Origin of the sequence: Glaesserella australis (assembly GCF_003260095.1) — a bacterium.
GTDB classification, from domain to species: Bacteria; Pseudomonadota; Gammaproteobacteria; order Enterobacterales; family Pasteurellaceae; genus Glaesserella; species Glaesserella australis.
Genome location: NZ_PTPX01000001.1, coordinates 105,478 through 122,451 on the forward strand (window position 1 = coordinate 105,478; position 16,974 = coordinate 122,451).

Annotated in this window: 16 protein-coding genes; 7 read left to right on the forward strand and 9 right to left on the reverse strand. The window is 42.1% G+C overall.

Annotated elements, in window-relative coordinates; all coding sequences use genetic code 11:
• Positions 1–9: 9 nt before the first annotated feature.
• Positions 10–504 (reverse strand): heme utilization cystosolic carrier protein HutX, encoded by a 495-nt coding sequence (gene hutX / locus C5N92_RS00590; RefSeq protein ID WP_111748946.1) that lies wholly within the window; start codon positions 502–504, stop codon positions 10–12.
• Between the two features lie 205 nt (positions 505–709).
• Here hutX and C5N92_RS00595 point away from each other — a divergent pair, with 205 nt between their 5' ends.
• The gene (locus tag C5N92_RS00595; protein ID WP_111748947.1) at positions 710–2,968 is read left to right on the forward strand and encodes a TonB-dependent hemoglobin/transferrin/lactoferrin family receptor; all 2,259 of its coding nucleotides are present in this window, start codon (positions 710–712) and stop codon (positions 2,966–2,968) included.
• Positions 2,969–3,038: 70 nt separating this feature from the next.
• Here C5N92_RS00595 and C5N92_RS00600 read toward each other — a convergent pair whose 3' ends face one another.
• Positions 3,039–3,989, reverse strand: coding sequence for a transferrin-binding protein-like solute binding protein (locus C5N92_RS00600; RefSeq protein WP_111748948.1), 951 nt, complete (start codon positions 3,987–3,989; stop codon positions 3,039–3,041).
• 156 nt (positions 3,990–4,145) lie between these two features.
• On the opposite strand from C5N92_RS00600, the gene C5N92_RS00605 reads away from it, so the two are divergent.
• From C5N92_RS00605 to hflX, 4 genes are all read left to right on the forward strand, one after another.
• Positions 4,146–5,486: a transferrin-binding protein-like solute binding protein gene (locus C5N92_RS00605; RefSeq protein ID WP_111748949.1), complete on the forward strand. Its 1,341-nt coding sequence runs from the start codon at positions 4,146–4,148 to the stop codon at positions 5,484–5,486.
• A gap of 96 nt (positions 5,487–5,582) precedes the next feature.
• Positions 5,583–6,527, forward strand: a complete 945-nt coding sequence (miaA, locus tag C5N92_RS00610; RefSeq protein WP_369828924.1) for a tRNA (adenosine(37)-N6)-dimethylallyltransferase MiaA — start codon at positions 5,583–5,585, stop codon at positions 6,525–6,527.
• A 54-nt stretch (positions 6,528–6,581) separates the two neighbouring features.
• On the forward strand, positions 6,582–6,860 hold the full coding sequence (gene hfq / locus C5N92_RS00615; RefSeq protein ID WP_111748950.1) for an RNA chaperone Hfq: 279 nt from the start codon (positions 6,582–6,584) through the stop codon (positions 6,858–6,860).
• Between the two features lie 50 nt (positions 6,861–6,910).
• Entirely contained in the window at positions 6,911–8,242 is a 1,332-nt protein-coding gene (hflX, locus tag C5N92_RS00620) for a ribosome rescue GTPase HflX (RefSeq protein ID WP_238138409.1), read from the forward strand.
• 100 nt (positions 8,243–8,342) lie between these two features.
• On the opposite strand, the gene udp is transcribed toward hflX, so the two are convergent.
• Together udp and asnC are read right to left on the reverse strand one after the other, a co-directional pair.
• Complete coding sequence (udp, locus tag C5N92_RS00625) at positions 8,343–9,110, reverse strand: uridine phosphorylase (RefSeq protein ID WP_111748952.1); 768 nt, start codon at positions 9,108–9,110, stop codon at positions 8,343–8,345.
• 159 nt (positions 9,111–9,269) lie between these two features.
• Positions 9,270–9,743: a transcriptional regulator AsnC gene (asnC, locus tag C5N92_RS00630; protein ID WP_111748953.1), complete on the reverse strand. Its 474-nt coding sequence runs from the start codon at positions 9,741–9,743 to the stop codon at positions 9,270–9,272.
• Between the two features lie 182 nt (positions 9,744–9,925).
• Here asnC and asnA point away from each other — a divergent pair, with 182 nt between their 5' ends.
• Positions 9,926–10,918, forward strand: a complete 993-nt coding sequence (gene asnA / locus C5N92_RS00635) for an aspartate--ammonia ligase (protein WP_111748954.1) — start codon at positions 9,926–9,928, stop codon at positions 10,916–10,918.
• Positions 10,919–10,967: 49 nt separating this feature from the next.
• Here the strand turns inward: asnA and C5N92_RS00640 are convergent, their stop codons facing one another.
• The 4 genes from C5N92_RS00640 to C5N92_RS00655 all read right to left on the reverse strand — a co-directional run bounded on the left by C5N92_RS00640 (position 10,968) and on the right by C5N92_RS00655 (position 14,312).
• Positions 10,968–11,390: a MarR family winged helix-turn-helix transcriptional regulator gene (locus C5N92_RS00640; protein ID WP_111748955.1), complete on the reverse strand. Its 423-nt coding sequence runs from the start codon at positions 11,388–11,390 to the stop codon at positions 10,968–10,970.
• 15 nt (positions 11,391–11,405) lie between these two features.
• Positions 11,406–12,830: a DHA2 family efflux MFS transporter permease subunit gene (locus C5N92_RS00645; protein WP_111748956.1), complete on the reverse strand. Its 1,425-nt coding sequence runs from the start codon at positions 12,828–12,830 to the stop codon at positions 11,406–11,408.
• 16 nt (positions 12,831–12,846) lie between these two features.
• On the reverse strand, positions 12,847–13,269 hold the full coding sequence (locus C5N92_RS00650; protein ID WP_238138410.1) for a PACE efflux transporter: 423 nt from the start codon (positions 13,267–13,269) through the stop codon (positions 12,847–12,849).
• Between the two features lie 194 nt (positions 13,270–13,463).
• Positions 13,464–14,312 carry an MBL fold metallo-hydrolase gene (locus C5N92_RS00655; protein WP_111748957.1) on the reverse strand — a complete coding sequence of 283 codons (849 nt, stop codon included), beginning with the start codon at positions 14,310–14,312 and terminating at the stop codon, positions 13,464–13,466.
• A gap of 142 nt (positions 14,313–14,454) precedes the next feature.
• Between C5N92_RS00655 and C5N92_RS00660 the strand changes: the two genes are divergently transcribed.
• Complete coding sequence (locus tag C5N92_RS00660; RefSeq protein WP_111748958.1) at positions 14,455–15,444, forward strand: GlxA family transcriptional regulator; 990 nt, start codon at positions 14,455–14,457, stop codon at positions 15,442–15,444.
• A 53-nt stretch (positions 15,445–15,497) separates the two neighbouring features.
• Here the strand turns inward: C5N92_RS00660 and C5N92_RS00665 are convergent, their stop codons facing one another.
• On the reverse strand, positions 15,498–16,880 hold the full coding sequence (locus C5N92_RS00665) for an alpha/beta hydrolase (protein WP_111748959.1): 1,383 nt from the start codon (positions 16,878–16,880) through the stop codon (positions 15,498–15,500).
• Positions 16,881–16,974 lie beyond the last annotated feature (94 nt).

Below are 16,974 nucleotides of genomic sequence, written 5' to 3' on the forward strand. Positions count from 1 at the left end.
TACTCCTTATTACTGAAATGTCTTAAATTTTTCGATTTGTTCTGGGAAAAGTTGGCGTTGATCATCTCTACCAAGATAGACTTTGAAGATCGTTTGTCCATTGTGAGCAATAAACGCAATGTTATAGCTCTCTTTTCCTCTAAATGGCAGGCTAACAAAGGCAATTTGGGCGATGTTGTCGAGTTTAAGATGCCCGTGTAATGCCCCTTCTTCCTCTTTCATATTTAAATTGTAATAACCACGAGCAAAGATACCGCTTGGGAAGCGATCTTTGATCTCAAAAATTGACCCCTCTTTTTCAATGATCGTGGTGAAAGTTCCCCACTGGCTGATTGCTTTGAGAAGCTCCTCTGCTCGTTCTGCGGGGAACAAGCGGACAAATTCACTCGGTAAATTACAAAGGACGGTTCCTTCCGGTAAGTTTAATTGCTCTGCAATTTCAAGGGTAATGATGTTTGGGTTTTCAGCTAATAGCTGGGTAATTTGTTGTTGAAGTGTAGTCATAGGTTACTCATTCTATATTTTTATTATTTAAATTCTAAAATGGCACACGATGTAAATCAATATATTTTACAAATGAGATTTGTTTTTATTTGTATGGAAAAGTTATTTTCCTTTCGCTATAATCTATTAATAAAATTAAAATAATTAGGGCATATTAATAATTCAGAAATGGCTGTGTCGTTGCCTAAGTAAGATAGAGGAAATTATGAAAAATCTCACAATGTTACCTTTAGCCAGTGTGATTAGCTTGATTTGTTGGAATATGGCGTATGCAGAACAAGCCACAGAATTGGATGAAATTCGGGTTGTTGCGAAGGAAGAGAGTAAAGCAACGGGAGAAATTAAAAAATCTCGCCGTGTTATTCAGGATGAATTAATTACGAATACCAAAGATTTAGTTCGCTATACAACAGATATAGGGGTTAGTGATAATGGTCGTCATAACAAAGGTTTTGCGATGCGAGGTGTTGAGGGAAACCGTGTTGGTATAAGCATTGATGGGGTTTCATTACCTGATTTTGAGGAAAACAGCCTATATGCGCGTTATGGTAACTTTAACAGTTCTCGTATTCAAATCGATCCTGAGTTAGTAACGGGCATTGATATTATGCGAGGTTCGGACTCGTTCAATCAAGGAAGTGGTTCGCTAGGTGGCGGGGTCAGTTATCGTACCGTGATAGCAGATGATATTATCCCTGAAAGTGACAAATTTGGCGTGTTATTACGTTCAGGATATGCGAGTAAGAACCGCGAATGGGTATATACAGCGGGTACTGCCTATAAGGATGACAAATGGGAAATCGTCGGGCTATATTCACAGCGTCGTGGGCATGAATTAAAAAGTTTAGGTAACGGGGCAGATACTTATGGGTCATCGCGGGGGATTCCAGATCCGTCTCACCACAAAAATCATAACTATCTAGCTAAAATAGCCTATTTCTTAAACGAAAACCATCGTGTTAGCGTCTCCTATTCTGGGCAAAATCACGAAAATAATACGGAAGAAAAATCCTATACTTTTACGGCTAATTCTTGGCGTAATACCAAAGACATTACTGAGCGAGATAACCTGAATGTTGCTTATGAGTATTTTCCGACACAAAGCATATTAAGCTATTTGAAAGTAGATTATGATTGGCAAAAAACGACGACCGGTGCAGTGAATTTTAAAGGATCTCAATGGGGCGATTTGGACGATATTTACGATCGTAATATGAAAAATGATTTCCATCGTCTTAGTTTTCGGATAGATAGCACACCAATAGATACCGCATTCGGTTCTCATGTTTTATCATTGAAAACAGCTTATTCGGAAAAATCGTTTAAAAATATCAATCGTGATGTTGTCGGTTTCGGAGAAAACTATCAAGCTGTGTACTCCTATATGATTCAAAAGCCGATTAAAACTCAGCAGGCTTATTTGGCATTACAAGATAAAGTTATTTGGAATGATAAATGGTCTGGTGATTTCGGCGTACGCTATGATTTTACTAAAATGATCCCAAAACCATCGGATGTTTATTGCCAATTTTGTGGTCAGGTTTCTTCCAACAGCACGACTTTTCAAAGCCTAAGTGGTAATTTAGGCGTTACCTACCAATTTAATCCAACATGGAAAGGGAGCTATTACTTATCTAGTGGTTATCGTGTGCCATCTGCTTCAGAAATGTATTTCACTTTCTTGAATGCTTCGGGTAACTGGTTGGCAAATCCTAATTTAAAACCTGAGCAGAGTTTGAACCAAACAGTGGCATTACAAGCGGATAGTTCTGTTGGGAATTTTGCAATTCAGTTATATAGAACCAAATACCGTGACTTTTTATATGAAAGAGAGACTCTAGGTTGGCAGCTGAATCCTGAATGTGATTTCCGTTGCTCGTCACCTTACTATTCAACATTATTCCAACAAGCGGTTAATATTGATAAAGCAAAAATCGAAGGTCTTGAAATTAAAGGTCAGTTGAATTTAAATGCGCTTTGGGATTTTGTTAAACCGGGTTGGAATGTCATGGGTAGCATTGGTTATGCAAAAGGTAAACTTTATAATACGGATGAAAGTTTGCTTTCTATCCAACCAGTAAAAGTGATTCTTGGCGCAGGATATGATGATCCGCAGGACCGTTGGAGTATTCAGGCCCGTTGGAGTTACTTGGGGGCGAAAAAAGCAAAAGATGCCCAGATTCTGACATATTATTACGATAGAAGTGGTGGTACAGAAACCTATCCGTTTTTAAATGGCTCGGCAACATTGTTTGATCTATTCGGCTTTGTTAAAGTCGGGAAACAGGTCACATTGAGAGCCGGGGTTTATAATATTTTCAATCGTAAATACCATACTTGGGACGCATTACGTGGTATTAATTTACAAAGTACCACAAATACGGTTGATCGTGAAGGTAAAGGACTTGAACGATTTTATGCTCCAGGACGAAATTTTGCATTCTCTGCAGAAATTAAGTTTTAATCATCAAGCTAGCTAATAAAAATCCCCTCTGATAGAGGGGATTTTTTAATGGGACAAAGCGACATATGTATTATTGTGCGTCTCGTCTTTTATCTGTTGCACCGAAAACACCATGATAGCCAGCTTCTGTACCTTCTGTTCGATAAAATACGCCAGCAACTTGGTTTGCTTGGCTACCATAAAATGCTCCCTTACTATCTACGCCATTATGGCTACCGCTAAATGTATTTCCATCAATAACACTTGAAAAGGCGACTTTTTCCGCTTTTGTTGCGCTATCTTTTAAAGAAACGCTAAGTTGTTTGTTAGTAAAATCTGCACTTACATCTGCGGTAAGCTGTTCGTAATTGCCATCTTTACCATATAGCGCATCGCCTTTTTTATAAACGAACTTACCGCTTTTTGGCATAGAATAAAGTGTAGCATAGCCGTTCTCAATATCACTGATAGAGCCACTTATTGGTGTTTGTAGCCCTTGAACAAATAAGGTGTTTTGATTATTTAATGAAACCACACCAAAACGTACAAACTGATAATAACGGGTATCACGATAGTCAGTTGTTGCTTTATTTGTATAACCTTGAATATTACCTAATTTCGCAGTAGCTTCAGTTGATGTAATCGCTTTAAAGCCAGATTGATCGTCATCTGCACTAGTAGGTAGCAAAGGTATTTCGACTTTATTCAGCATCAGAACATTCAAATCTTCACCTAGATAACTAGTTAGATTTTGTCCTGAGATTTGTCCATTTGGGGTAATGGTAACTAGGGCTCCCACTAATTTGTCGCCATTTTTTCCTTGAAAAATAGGATCTTTGAGTGTTTTAGGCTCATTTTGTGGAGATGTTTCTGTATTTTGGTTAACTGAAGTATTACTACCTGAGCTAGAAGTTGATTCTGTTTGAGGTTTTTCAGTGAAATAGGTCGGGGCTGATCCACCACCACCGCCACTGCTACTAGAACAAGCGGTTAAAGCAAGTAGGCAAGAAATCGCTAGTAAAGTGAATTTGAAATGTTTCATTGTATATTCCTCTCTTTATGAGCTATAGGATAGATATTATCAGCTAAACTATTATTCATCAAATAATAATTATTATCAATAATGTTGAGATTGTTATTTTTTATTGATAAACTTCGTGCTAAAGAACTCTCATTCTTAAACTAAGGAGATTTTTCAATGAAAAAGATAACACTATCTTTAATTACAGTTGCTTGTGCATTGGCTTTAACAGCATGTTCAAATGGTAGTAAATCAGGTGTAGATTCTTATTTGAATAGTAAAGCGAGTGAAGAACTAAAAGAAGCCCATAAAAAAGCAGAAGATGCTCAAAAAGCACAGCAGGCTGCAGAAAATAAAGCAAAAGAAACTGAAGCAGCTAAGCTCGCAGCAGAGCAAAAAGTAGCAACATTACAAGCAGAAAAGGAAGCGGCTGAACAAAGTTCAACAACGTCAAAAGCAAAGCTTGACGAACTTCAAAAACAATTAGAAGAAGCCCTTAAAGCTCAAGAGATTGCAGAAAAAAATGCAGAAGAAGCTAAAAAAGCATTAGAAGCTAAGATCTCAGCAGAAAAACTCGCAGATATAAAACGAGTTGAAAATAATACATCAGAACTTAAAAAAGGGTTTGAAAACCAAGCGACGGAAGAAGTTTCTAGGACTGAAATAGATGCCTGGTCAGGTCTGTCTATCACAAGAAAAAGCAACTTTAGTTATGTCAATGGGAAAGTCCTTGCAATTGAAGGACAAACACTTGTTGATAAACCTATTATCAAAGAGCATAAAGATTTAAACCAACTTATTGTTGATGGCAAAACAATTACGCTCTTCTCAAAAGAAGAGATAACTAATCGTCGAGATCAAGATACACCTTCTGAACAGCATAATATTAAATCATTAACGAACAGCGATCTTGCCGAAGGTACAAATAGCACAGTGACAGGAAAAGTTGGAAGTTTACCAAAGGGACGTTTTGGTAGTACTTTTGAGCAAATGCGTTATGGGTATGTTACTGTGGATGGAAAAACAAGTCTATTTGTTCAAGGACATTTAACGCCAGAAAGTGGTTCAGAAAATTCTCGCTATTCTCACTACTACTATGGTACAGAGCGAGGCACTGAAGGTACAACACTACGTAAGTTACCAAGTACAGGTGTGTTTGAATATGTTGGCTCTGCGTTCTATGGAAAAGATGGCACATACGAACAACTGAGTTCAAAAGCCATTGCAGATTTTGCGAATAAGAAAGTGAAAGTGACGCTTTCTGATGCGACGAGTGAAAAAGCAGTCTTTGGTGGAAATATCAGTGGTAATACTTTTGCGGGTACTTACAACGATATTACGACAAAAGGGGCATTTTATGGTAGCGAAGCCCAAGATATTGGTGGTATGTTCTACCGCACTGCTGGCAGTGATAAAGATGTTCATGGTGTCTTTGGTGCAACAAAAGAAGGTTGTACTTGGAGAGGTTGCCCTGAACTAGATGCAAATACATTAAATGATTTTACGGCTACAGAGTAATTTGCTATAAGAGTTAATGATAGCGGTGAGATTTAGTGAAATTTTTACCAACTTTCGCTACAATCTCACCGCTTGTTATTTTATAGAACGAATATAATGCAAAAACCACTCGCAATTTTTTTAATGGGTCCTACCGCTTCGGGCAAGACCGATCTTGCTATTTCCCTACGCCAACAGCTTCCTGTGGAAGTGCTTAGTGTTGATTCTGCCTTGATTTACAAAGGTATGGACATCGGCACCGCTAAGCCAAGCAAGGAGGAACTTGAGCTAGCTCCGCACCGTTTGATTGATATTCTTGACCCAGCGGAAAGTTATTCTGTAATGAATTTCCGTGAAGATGCCCTGCGTGAAATGGCGGAAATTACCGCTCAAGGCAAAATTCCGCTGTTGGTTGGTGGCACAATGCTTTACTACAAAAGTTTACTTGATGGCTTGTCGCCGTTGCCGTCTGCGGATCCTACTGTGCGTGCAGAAATTGAAGCGAAAGCGGAGCAGATCGGTTGGAATGGCTTACATCAAGAACTGAGCCAAATCGATCCGATTTCAGCCGAGCGGATCAACCCAAACGACAGCCAGCGGATCAACCGAGCCTTAGAAGTGTTCTATATATCGGGAAAAACAATGACGGAACTCACCGCTCAACAGGGCGAGGCGATCCCTTACGATATTCTGCAATTTGCGATAGCACCGCAAGATCGAACGGTGTTGCACCAACGGATCGAGCAACGTTTCCACAAGATGATCGATCTCGGCTTTGAGCAAGAAGTGCGAACGCTGTATGAAAGGGGCGATCTCAACGCCGATTTACCTTCTATTCGCTGTGTCGGTTATAGGCAAATGTGGGAATACTTAGCAGGCGAAGTTTCCCTTGATGAAGCGATATACAAAGGTATCTGTGCTACTCGTCAGTTGGCTAAGAGACAGATTACCTGGTTGAGAGGTTGGACAAGTGAAGTAGAATGGCTTGATAGTTTAGAACCGAAGAGATCTTATACAAAAATGATCGAAAAAGTACAGCAAAACTACAAAAAACTGTGGTAATATCGCTACGCCTTTGGCAAAGCATTAAACTACTATAATTAGAAGGAACATAAAATGGCAAAAGGTCAATCTTTACAAGATCCATACTTAAATGCACTTCGCCGTGAACGGATTCCCGTTTCCATTTATCTCGTGAATGGTATTAAGTTACAAGGTCAAATTGAATCTTTCGATCAATTTGTAATTTTATTAAAAAATACGGTGAGCCAAATGGTTTACAAGCATGCCATTTCAACAGTTGTGCCTGCTCGTGCAATTTCTCACAATAATAATTCTAACCACTCTCATCAGGCTACACAGCAGCTTGCAGATGTGGTAGAAAAAGCGGAATAACTTTTATTACGACCTTAGATCTTTTTAATGAACCAAACGCAGAGCAATCTGTGTTTGGTTTTGTGTTGCCTGAAGATAGCCAACACAGCCCTGACAAAGAGCGTGCCATTTTGGTACATCTTTATCTTTCTCAAACCAAAGATGTGGAAAATCTGCTTGAATTTCAAACCCTTGCCGAATCCGCAGGCGTTGAAATTGCCGCCACACTCACGACTACTCGTTCCGCTCCCCATATCAAATACTATGTCGGACAAGGCAAAGCTCAAGAAATTGCCGATGCGGTAAAAGAGTTTGGGGCAACGGTGGTGTTAGTCAATCACCAACTCAGCCCAGCCCAAACACGCAATTTGCAATCGCTGTGTGATTGTCGAGTGGTGGATCGCACAGGCTTGATTTTAGATATTTTTGCTCAACGGGCGAGATCTCACGAGGGCAAACTGCAAGTCGAACTGGCACAACTTCGCCATTTATCGACCCGCTTGGTACGCCGTTTAGGTAATCAAGATCAGCAAAAAGGCGGAGCTGTCGGCTTACGAGGACCGGGCGAAACCCAACTGGAAACTGACCGCCGTTTAATCAAAGTGCGTATTCAACAGCTCCAAAGCCGTTTAGAAAAGGTGAGCAAACAGCGAGATCAAAACCGCAAAACTCGCCAAAAAGCCGATATTCCGACCATTTCCCTTGTCGGCTACACCAACGCCGGCAAATCGACCCTGTTCAATGCAATCACTGACGCAGGTGTTTATGCCGCCGATCAGCTCTTTGCGACACTTGACCCCACATTGAGACGCATTCAAATTCAAGATGTCGGCACGGCAATTTTAGCCGATACCGTTGGCTTTATTCGCTTTCTGCCCCACGATCTCGTTTCTGCCTTTAAATCGACCCTGCAAGAAACCACCGAAGCGACGTTGCTTTTGCACGTGATTGACGGTGCAGATGATCGCAAAAACGAAAACATCGATGCAGTCAATCAAGTGCTAGACGAAATCAAAGCGTTAGATATTCCAACCCTGTTGGTCTATAACAAAGTCGATCGCTTGGACGGTATTGAGCCACACATCGAATACAACGACGACGGCAAGCCTATCGCCGTCTATCTCTCCGCTCAACAAAAGCAAGGCATTGAATTACTGTTTGAGGCAATGCGAGCAAGGCTAAAAAACGAATTAGTCTGCGAAACGGTATTGCTACCGACGACAAGCGGTCAGATTTATACAAAATTTTACCAACAACAATGTATCAAAGCCGAACGCTTCAACGACTTCGGCGACCGCCTAGTTGAGATTGAAGTCGATAAAATCCAGTGGCAAAAATGGCTTAAACAGTATCCTGAATTAGCGGAATTTGTTGAGTTTGCGAAGTGGGAAACAAAGCTATAGATGCAAATCTAGTGGCATAGTTTTTGTCCACTATGATGTGATTTTACTAAAATAAAAAAACCGAATAGCCAACAACTATTCGGTCTTTTGTTAAATATTACTATTTATAGTCCTGCGCTAACTTCCCAGCGGCTTCCACTACCACAGACACGGCACGATCTTCCGTGCCTTTAATGGTGGCTTCATTTGGAATCTCTTGTTGGGTACGGTTTACGATTACTCCCGATACCATCCCTGAACGCAATCCTAATGCAGAGCACATAGTAAAAAGCGTAGCAGATTCCATTTCAAAGTTCATTACATTGATATCTTGCCATTGTTTGAGCGATCCTTGGAAATGACGGTAGATTTTACCTGTGAAGGTGTCGTAACGCTCTTGACCTGGGTAGAAGGTATCCGATGAAGCGGTGATACCAACATAGGGCTCAATGCCTTGATTTTTAGCGGCAGCATAAAGCTCGTTGGTGCAACGGAAATCCGCCACAGCTGGATATTCTAATGGTGCAAAGTGGCGGCTTGCCCCGTCTAAACGTACCGCACCTGTTGTGACTAACACATCGCCCACGTTGATATGTGGCTGAATCGCACCTGTTGTGCCGATACGTAAGAAGGTGCGTACGCCTAATTGTGCTAATTCTTCTACACAGATTGAGACAGACGGACCGCCAATCCCTGTTGAACACACCACAATCGGCTGACCATTCACATAGCCTAACCACGAAGTGAATTCACGAGTAGAAGCTAAAAATTCAGGATTATCCATTTTTGCTGCAATACGTTCACTACGTGCTGGATCACCTGGAACAATCGCAACTTTTGCCCCTTTTAACATTGCTTTAGTTAAACCAAGATGAAAGACTTCGGACATAATTGACTCCTTTAATTAAAATTCGACTGAAATAATGCTTCATTCTACCAATCAAGCGGTCAGATCTGCGATCTTTTTTGCAAATGGATTTTCTAAAATGTGAACAAGATCAATAGGAAACGTTTGCTTTAGGGTCTGTTTATGAATTATAAACAGACCCTAAGGCTTGATCTCACGCAAGATCGGATTTTGCATTGAGATCAAGGTTTCTGTCGATTGAATTTCATCAATCCCCTGAATTTTCACCGCAAGTACATAGTGAAGCTCTTCAATGGTATGCGTCATCACCTTAATAAAAATAGAGTAGTTACCCGTGGTGTAATACGCTTCGACGACTTCGTCTAATGCTTGAAGTTTTGCGATCACTTTCTCATAATCTTTTGCACTTTTAAGGATAATACCGATAAAGCAGCAGACATCAAATCCGAGACGACGTGGGTTAATGCGAATTTTTGTACCTTCAATAATTCCAGCTTGGCGCATTTTTTCGACACGGACATGGATAGTTCCCGCACTAACTCCAAAGTTTTTCGCCATTTCTGCATAGGGAACACGCGCATCTTGCGTTAATACCCGTAAAATTTGTTGGTCAAGTTCATCAATACGAGAAGTTGCTTGATAATTTACTTGCATTTTTTGCTCCTTTTCTATCTTTTGTTAGAAATTAGATAAAATATAGCATGATTTTTTAGATAAAATCTAAGTATCAATAAAATATCTTAAAGATTTTATTCTTATTATTGTATTTTTTATAAATTCATTTAAATTACGCACATCTTTTACGAGATTCATATAAATTTAATTGGAAAAGCATTATGAAAAAATCATTTATTTTACAACAACAAGAAATTAGCTTTGTTAAAAACACTTTTACACAAAACTTAATTGAACAATTAGAAATTATCGAAGTACAAGGCCCAATTCTGAGCGAAGTGGGCAACGGTATGCAAGACAACTTATCAGGGATCGAAAAAGCGGTTCAAGTGAACGTGAAATGTATTCCAAACGCAGTGTATGAAGTGGTTCACTCATTGGCAAAATGGAAACGCCATACCCTTGCACGTTTTGGCTTCCAAGAAGGTGAAGGTTTATTTGTGCATATGAAAGCGTTACGCCCAGATGAAGATTCACTCGACCCAACGCACTCTGTGTATGTGGATCAATGGGACTGGGAGAAAGTGATTCCAGCAGGCAAACGTAACTTTGATTACTTAAAACAGACAGTTCGTTCAATTTATCGTGCGATTCGTTTAACCGAGTTAGCAGTGGAAGCGCGTTTTGATATTCCGTCTATTTTGCCAAAAGAGATTACCTTTGTGCATAGCGAAGATTTAGTCAAACGCTATCCAACTTTAACCAGCAAAGAGCGTGAAAATGCGATCTGTAAAGAGTACGGTGCGGTATTTTTAATCGGTATCGGCGGTAAATTATCGGACGGTAAAGCTCACGACGGACGTGCGCCAGACTACGATGACTGGACAACAGTTTCTGAAGGCGAATACAAAGGTTTAAACGGCGATATTTTAGTCTGGAACGAACAGCTCGGTACAGCATTTGAACTATCATCAATGGGTATCCGTGTTGATGAAACAGCATTACGTTTACAAGTGTCATTAACAGGTGACGAAGACCGTTTAGAAATGGATTGGCACAAAGATTTATTAGCAGGTCGCCTGCCGCTTTCAATCGGTGGCGGTATTGGTCAATCTCGTATGGCAATGTTCTTATTACGTAAAAAACATATCGGCGAAGTCCAATCAAGCGTATGGCCGAAAGAGATGTTAGCGAAGTTTGAAAATATCTTATAATTTTTAAAACACCGCTTGAACTTAAAATTCAAGCGGTGTTTTCTTTCTTTTATTTTACCAAATTCTGTTGCAACAACATTTGCAGCTCGCTCAATTCATTTAATAAGAATTGTGCTCGTGCATCGCCAAAGCGATCCAATATCTGCTGTTCAACTTCATCTAACTCCGCCACAATCGGCTCGGCAAGGGCTTTGCCTTGGGCGGTTAAAATCAGCAATTTCTCGCGTTTATCATTTTCCGCAGGTACATAATCAATCAAGCCATCGGCATAGAGTTTTTGGCACGCCATTGAAACTGTCTGTTTTGGCAATGCCCACAGGGTGCAGATTTGTTTTTGTGGGCAAGCCGTTAGCCGAACGAGCGAGTGGAAAATGGCTAAGTAATTGTAATTTATCCCTTTTTGTTTCGCCCAATGTCCATATAAATGGGATGCTTGGCTCATTATTTGCCCGAATTGATCCATTTTGTTCATTTTATTGCCCCTTCGTTAATGTGAAAGTGAACCTTGATGATTACGAAAATGGCGGACGCACAACATCACCAACACCGCCAGCACAATCCCAGCCATAAATGCCCAATTTACGCCTGACATTAACGCCGAACGTGCATTGTCTGCGTTAGCTAACGCCACCGATTCCCCCGCTTGCGTTAAGCCGACAAACATCGCCGCACCCAACGCCCCAGCAATGGGATTGACGGTAGAAATAATTGCCGTGCCGTGAGGGTAGCTCTCTTTCGGCAAAGCATTCAAGCCGTGGGTTTCGGCGGTCATCAATAGGGCTGCGGAGGCTGGCAAGAGGGCGAAGACGGTGGTCAATAACCAAATCGAACTCTCTTCACGGAAAAGCCAAAGCATTGCGATAAAGCTCGTTAGCAACATTATCGCTCCAGTCCACGCTAAGCCACGAACGCCTTTTTTATCTAACCAATGCCCAGCAAGCGGAGCTAAAATCGCTTGCAACACGCTAGCAGGAAACAGCACCAAGCCTGTTGTGGTGGCAGATAGCATCACGACCTGTTGCAGATAGATCGGCACAGCCAATTCCGCCCCAATAAACGCCATCATCAACAACGCCAATACGCACACCGCATAGCGAAATTGTTTCACATTTAACAGGCTCAAATCCACCAACGGCTCAGCTAACTGGCTTTGGCGTTTGGCAAACGCCCATAAAATCAGCCCAGAAACCAACGCCATCGCTGCTGCACCGATCACGCCCAATGTCGCAAAATTGCTTGATGCGTAAACCAATCCACCAAAGCCAAAAATCGACATCAACGCAGACGGCACATCAATGCTCGGCTTGGTGATCGGTTGCAGATTTTCTTTGATAAACAGTGTCGTTAAAATCATCGCCAATCCAATAAACGGCACGGTAAACAAAAACAGATACCGCCAACCAAAGTGATCCACAATAATCCCCGACAGGGTCGGACCAATCGCAGGGGCGACAATAAACATCATCGTCACCAACCCCATCACCACGCCACGGCGATGTGGGGGATAAATCAGCAAAATCACGTTAAACAGCACTGGCACGGTAAACGCCGCCGACACCGCTTGCACCATTCGCCCTGCCAACAGCACAGGGAAAGTCGGTGCAAATGCCGCCATTAACGAACCGCTCAAAAAGACCGCAAGGGTAATCAGCAACATCGTGCGAGTGCTAAACCATTGAATCACGTTCGCCGTAATTGGCGTAAACGCCCCCATCACGAGCAGAAACCCCGTGCTAATCCACTGCACCGTGGTTTTGCTCACCGCAAATTCCTGCATCAAGGTGCTTAACGCCACATTGAGCAAGGTTTCGTTCAAATAGCCAAAAAACGCCCCGATAAACACCGTAAACACAATGGTTTTGGTCGGAAAATCAGGACGTTCAGAAAAGTATTCAGTTTGAGATGTGTTCATTATTTTCTCCGTTAAATTATATAAATTTCAACCGCACATTATCGTAGCCCCAGTTAAAAATCAGGGCGTAGAGCATAATCGCCAGCGTCAAACCAATATCCAGCCAAAAGGCTTGCCACAAGGAAAGCTGGAGATAATAAGCAATCAGCGGCACGGTAAACAGCAATAACCCGAGTTCAAAACTGACGGTGTGAAAAATCCGTAGCCACAGCCCACGGGTTTCACGCGGTGCGGTAAAAATTTTGTCAAAGCCTATATTAAAAATAAAGTTCCACACTACTGCTGTCACCGCTATCATCACGCTAATCATAAAAGCTGAATTGGTTTGAGTATCGGCAAAAAACATAACTAATACGATGGATACAAAAATTGCCCCTAATTCAAAGAGACAAGCATGAAAAATACGCTCTTTCACGCCCATTGGGGTTGATTGTTTCATTGATTTTTTTTACATAAAAGTCCAAAAGTGGACTAATTATAGTCATAATTTGGACTTTTTCAAGAGAATTAGTCAGGATTTTGACTAATGATGAAAATTGAAGTGAAAGGAAAGAGCGGTTGGAGTTTTTAGAGAATTTTGCGATTTGCAAAAACACTCTAAAATCCAACCGCTCTTTTAACTGCCGATATTAATTAAAACTTCAACACTTCTCCCATTTTCGGCACAGCGACATTGTTCAATTTGTTTTCTTTCACAAACTGACGCATTTCATCAGAGGTTACTGATGCGTGGTTTACCGCATCCATATGTACGGTAATAATTGCCGAATTTGGAGCAACTTGGCTAGCTTTGGCGACATCGGCTTTGCCCATAATAATGCCGTTTGGGTTGCCTTGTATTTGGGCGTAGCCAGTGTTCATCACGATCACATCAGGTTTGTAGTGGTCGAGTGCGTAATCCACTTCGTTGTTCCAAATGGTGTCGCCGATGATGTAGAGCGTTTTTTCGCCTTTAGCTTGCATTACTACGCCCATTGCTTCGCCTAATAATTCTGCTAGTTGTGGCACGGCATACATTTGGTCTGTACCGTGTTGTCCGCCCGTTTTGCTGAGTTTCACTTGGTTAAATTCAGTGTTTTTGCCCAGCACTCGCACGTCTTTAAAGCCTTGTGAGCGAATGATTTTCGCATCGCCTGCATTTTGCACGAAAATCGGTAAATCTTTTGGCAAGACTTTTTGAGCATATTCGTCCCAGTGGTCATCGTGGGTGTGGGTCACAATCACTGCATCCACGCCTTCAAGCACTTTTTCCACAGGCATTGACATATCAATCAGCGGATTGCGTTTTTCGCTGTTAATTGTGCCAGCAAAACCTTCGTAAGTGCCTTTCGGGGCAAGATAAGGATCGACCAAAAACGTGCTGCCCGCCATTTCAATTTTGGCGGTGGCGTTGCGGATATGCTGATAGCTCGTTTCGGCATTTGCCGTTGTTGCAAAAGTGGTCGCAAGAGATAACGCTAAAAGTGTTGATTTGAGTTTCATAAACTGTCCTTTTGTAAAAAATAGAATAAATTAAACCGCTTGTTGCGATGGGCGTATTATGAAACGATGAGAAGATAAAAAACATTGACTTATTATTCAGATATCGAAAGAATTGGGTCAATTTTGATTATGAGAGAAAACTATGCCTATCCCAACCGTTGTCCTTGTGCTTTACCCTAATTTCAGCCCCTTTCACTTTTCCGTGCCTTATATGGTGTTTTCGACCGAGCTTGACGGCAAGCCGTTGTTTCGGGTCAAAATCGTGGCGGAAACCCCCGAGACCACGCAATCCAAACCTGCCACCATTACCGCAGACGGCGATTTAAGTTTATTAAACGATGCGGATTTTGTGGTGATGTTCGGCTGGGATAAATTGGAACAAATGCCGTCTGCGGCGTTAATCCAAGCCTTGCAACAAGCGGCGGAACGAGGGGCAACGCTGGTTGGCTTGTGTTACGGGGCGTATCCACTGGCGTATGCAGGCTTGCTCAACGGCAAAAAAGCCACCACGCACTGGCTGGGCGAAACGGATTTCAGACAACGTTTTCCGCAGGTCAAACTGGATTGCAATGCGATTTACATTGAGCAGGAACAGGTGATTACGTCCGCAGGCACAGCGGCAGGGTTGGACTGCTGTTTGGCGATTGTCCGCCGACAATATGGCGTAAAAATTGCCAATCAGCTGGCGAGATTGCTGGTGATTTCGCCCCACCGAGAAGGCGGTCAAGCCCAATTTATTGAGCAACCAATCGCTCGCAAAACCGCCAACGAAAACATCAACGAACTGTTGGAAATGATGCGAACCGAGCTGAACAAGGACTATTCCATCGACCTGCTCGCCCAACGCCTGATGATGAGCCGCAGCACTTTCACCCGACATTTTCGCAAAGCGACAGGAATGGCACTGACGGAATGGCTGATTGAAGTACGGTTACAACGTGGTCGAGAATTGCTAGAAAGCACCAAACAAAACGTGGACGATATCGCCCACCAAATCGGCTTCCACTCCGCCACCGCCTTCCGCCAACATTTCAAAGCGAAACATCAGATTAGTCCGAGGGTGTGGCGGAAGAGGTTTGGGGGGAGTAACAGCCGGAGGAGTTTAGGTAAGAATTTGCAAATTTCAGAATAAAACTAACCGCTTGTGTTATGGCACAAGTGAGAACACTTGCACCATTGGGCTAATTAAAACCGTTGATTTAACCACTTATCCGCATAATCGTGTAGCGTTTTAATAGTATCGCCAAATTCGCCGTCATAGCGTTCACAGGCTTTGCAAGTGTCGTACATATGTGTTGCCCCTTCAATAAAGGCAAGCTGTTTGTCTTTGGCTGGTGATTGGCGGTAGATTTCTTCGGCGGCTAAAAATTCATAGTTTCCTGTCATTCCCAACATTAAGGACGGCACACGGATTTGCGTAAAATTGCCAACGGTACTGCTGTAACTTGATGTCCAATTTACGCCATAAACGCCTGTTGCATCATAGCCAAAATCGGCATTTAAGCGAATGGCTCGGTCAATCAGGTAGTTTTTTACCGTTGTGTTTTCTGCCCCAAGATTTAACTGCCCTGTAAATGAACCACGAGTGTTCGGTTTGCGGACAGAATGTACTACTTGTACTGTTTCTGAGCCGTCTTTGTGAACCAACGTCCATTTATCTTTGGTATGGGCGAGCAAGCGGGTATCTTGCAAGAATAATTTGTTGTTCGGTCCCATTTCCCCTGCCCCTGCTACCGTAAAGGGTTCATCGTCCTTAAATTTGCCTTGACCGTTTGTAATGGCGTTGGCACGGGTTTGAGCTAAATCCAGCAATGTTTGATTACGTTCGGCAACGGCTTTTTGGAATTTACGGATAAATTCAGGGGAATAATCTGAATTGCCTTGTGCGTTATAACCATTTGCCACGTTATAGAGATCGAGTGTCGGCTCAATAAGTAGTCCATTATCTTGTTCTTTCACCGCAGGATCGAGACTTAACACGCCCATTGTTGCATTACCCCAGTTGGAGTCCGCCACAATAATCGCATCAGCTGGGATTAGCCCTTGCAAATAGTCGGGGCATTTGGTGATTTTGTTGTCATCTTGGCAGGATTTTACGCCATTTTCGGCAATCATTTGGTAGGCAGATAACAGCGTTGCACCGCCACTGTGTCCCCATAACACCACATTTTTCACTTCAGGCAAGGCGTTGAGATATTTGACGGACGCATACACGTCTAATAATTTTTCATTAAGATTTTTGCCCGTGTTCTTCATACATAAGACGCTGTAGCCCCGTTTTTCCATTGCAAAGCAAGTCGGAAAGGTCGAATAGTCTAATTTAACGTGCATTACCATAATCGCCGTAGAGCGTTTGGGATTGGTGCTGTCTTTAGGTTGATACAAATAGCCACTTGCCCCATTAACTTGCACAAACTGGCGTTGAATACTGGGGTCAAGTGGCTCATTCTGTCCAAATACGGCACGTTTGGCGACCTGTTGTTCCAATGCAGAAGTCGGTGTATCCGCAAAACTCGTACTGGCGACTAAGCTCAATAAGGTACTGATAATGAATGTTTTGTTTTTCATAAGATAAGTCTCATCAATAAATGTTGTTAAAAGTTTGCACAGAAAACCACCAAATTTTACATTGGAGTATGAAGTATTTCAAATTCATCACAAA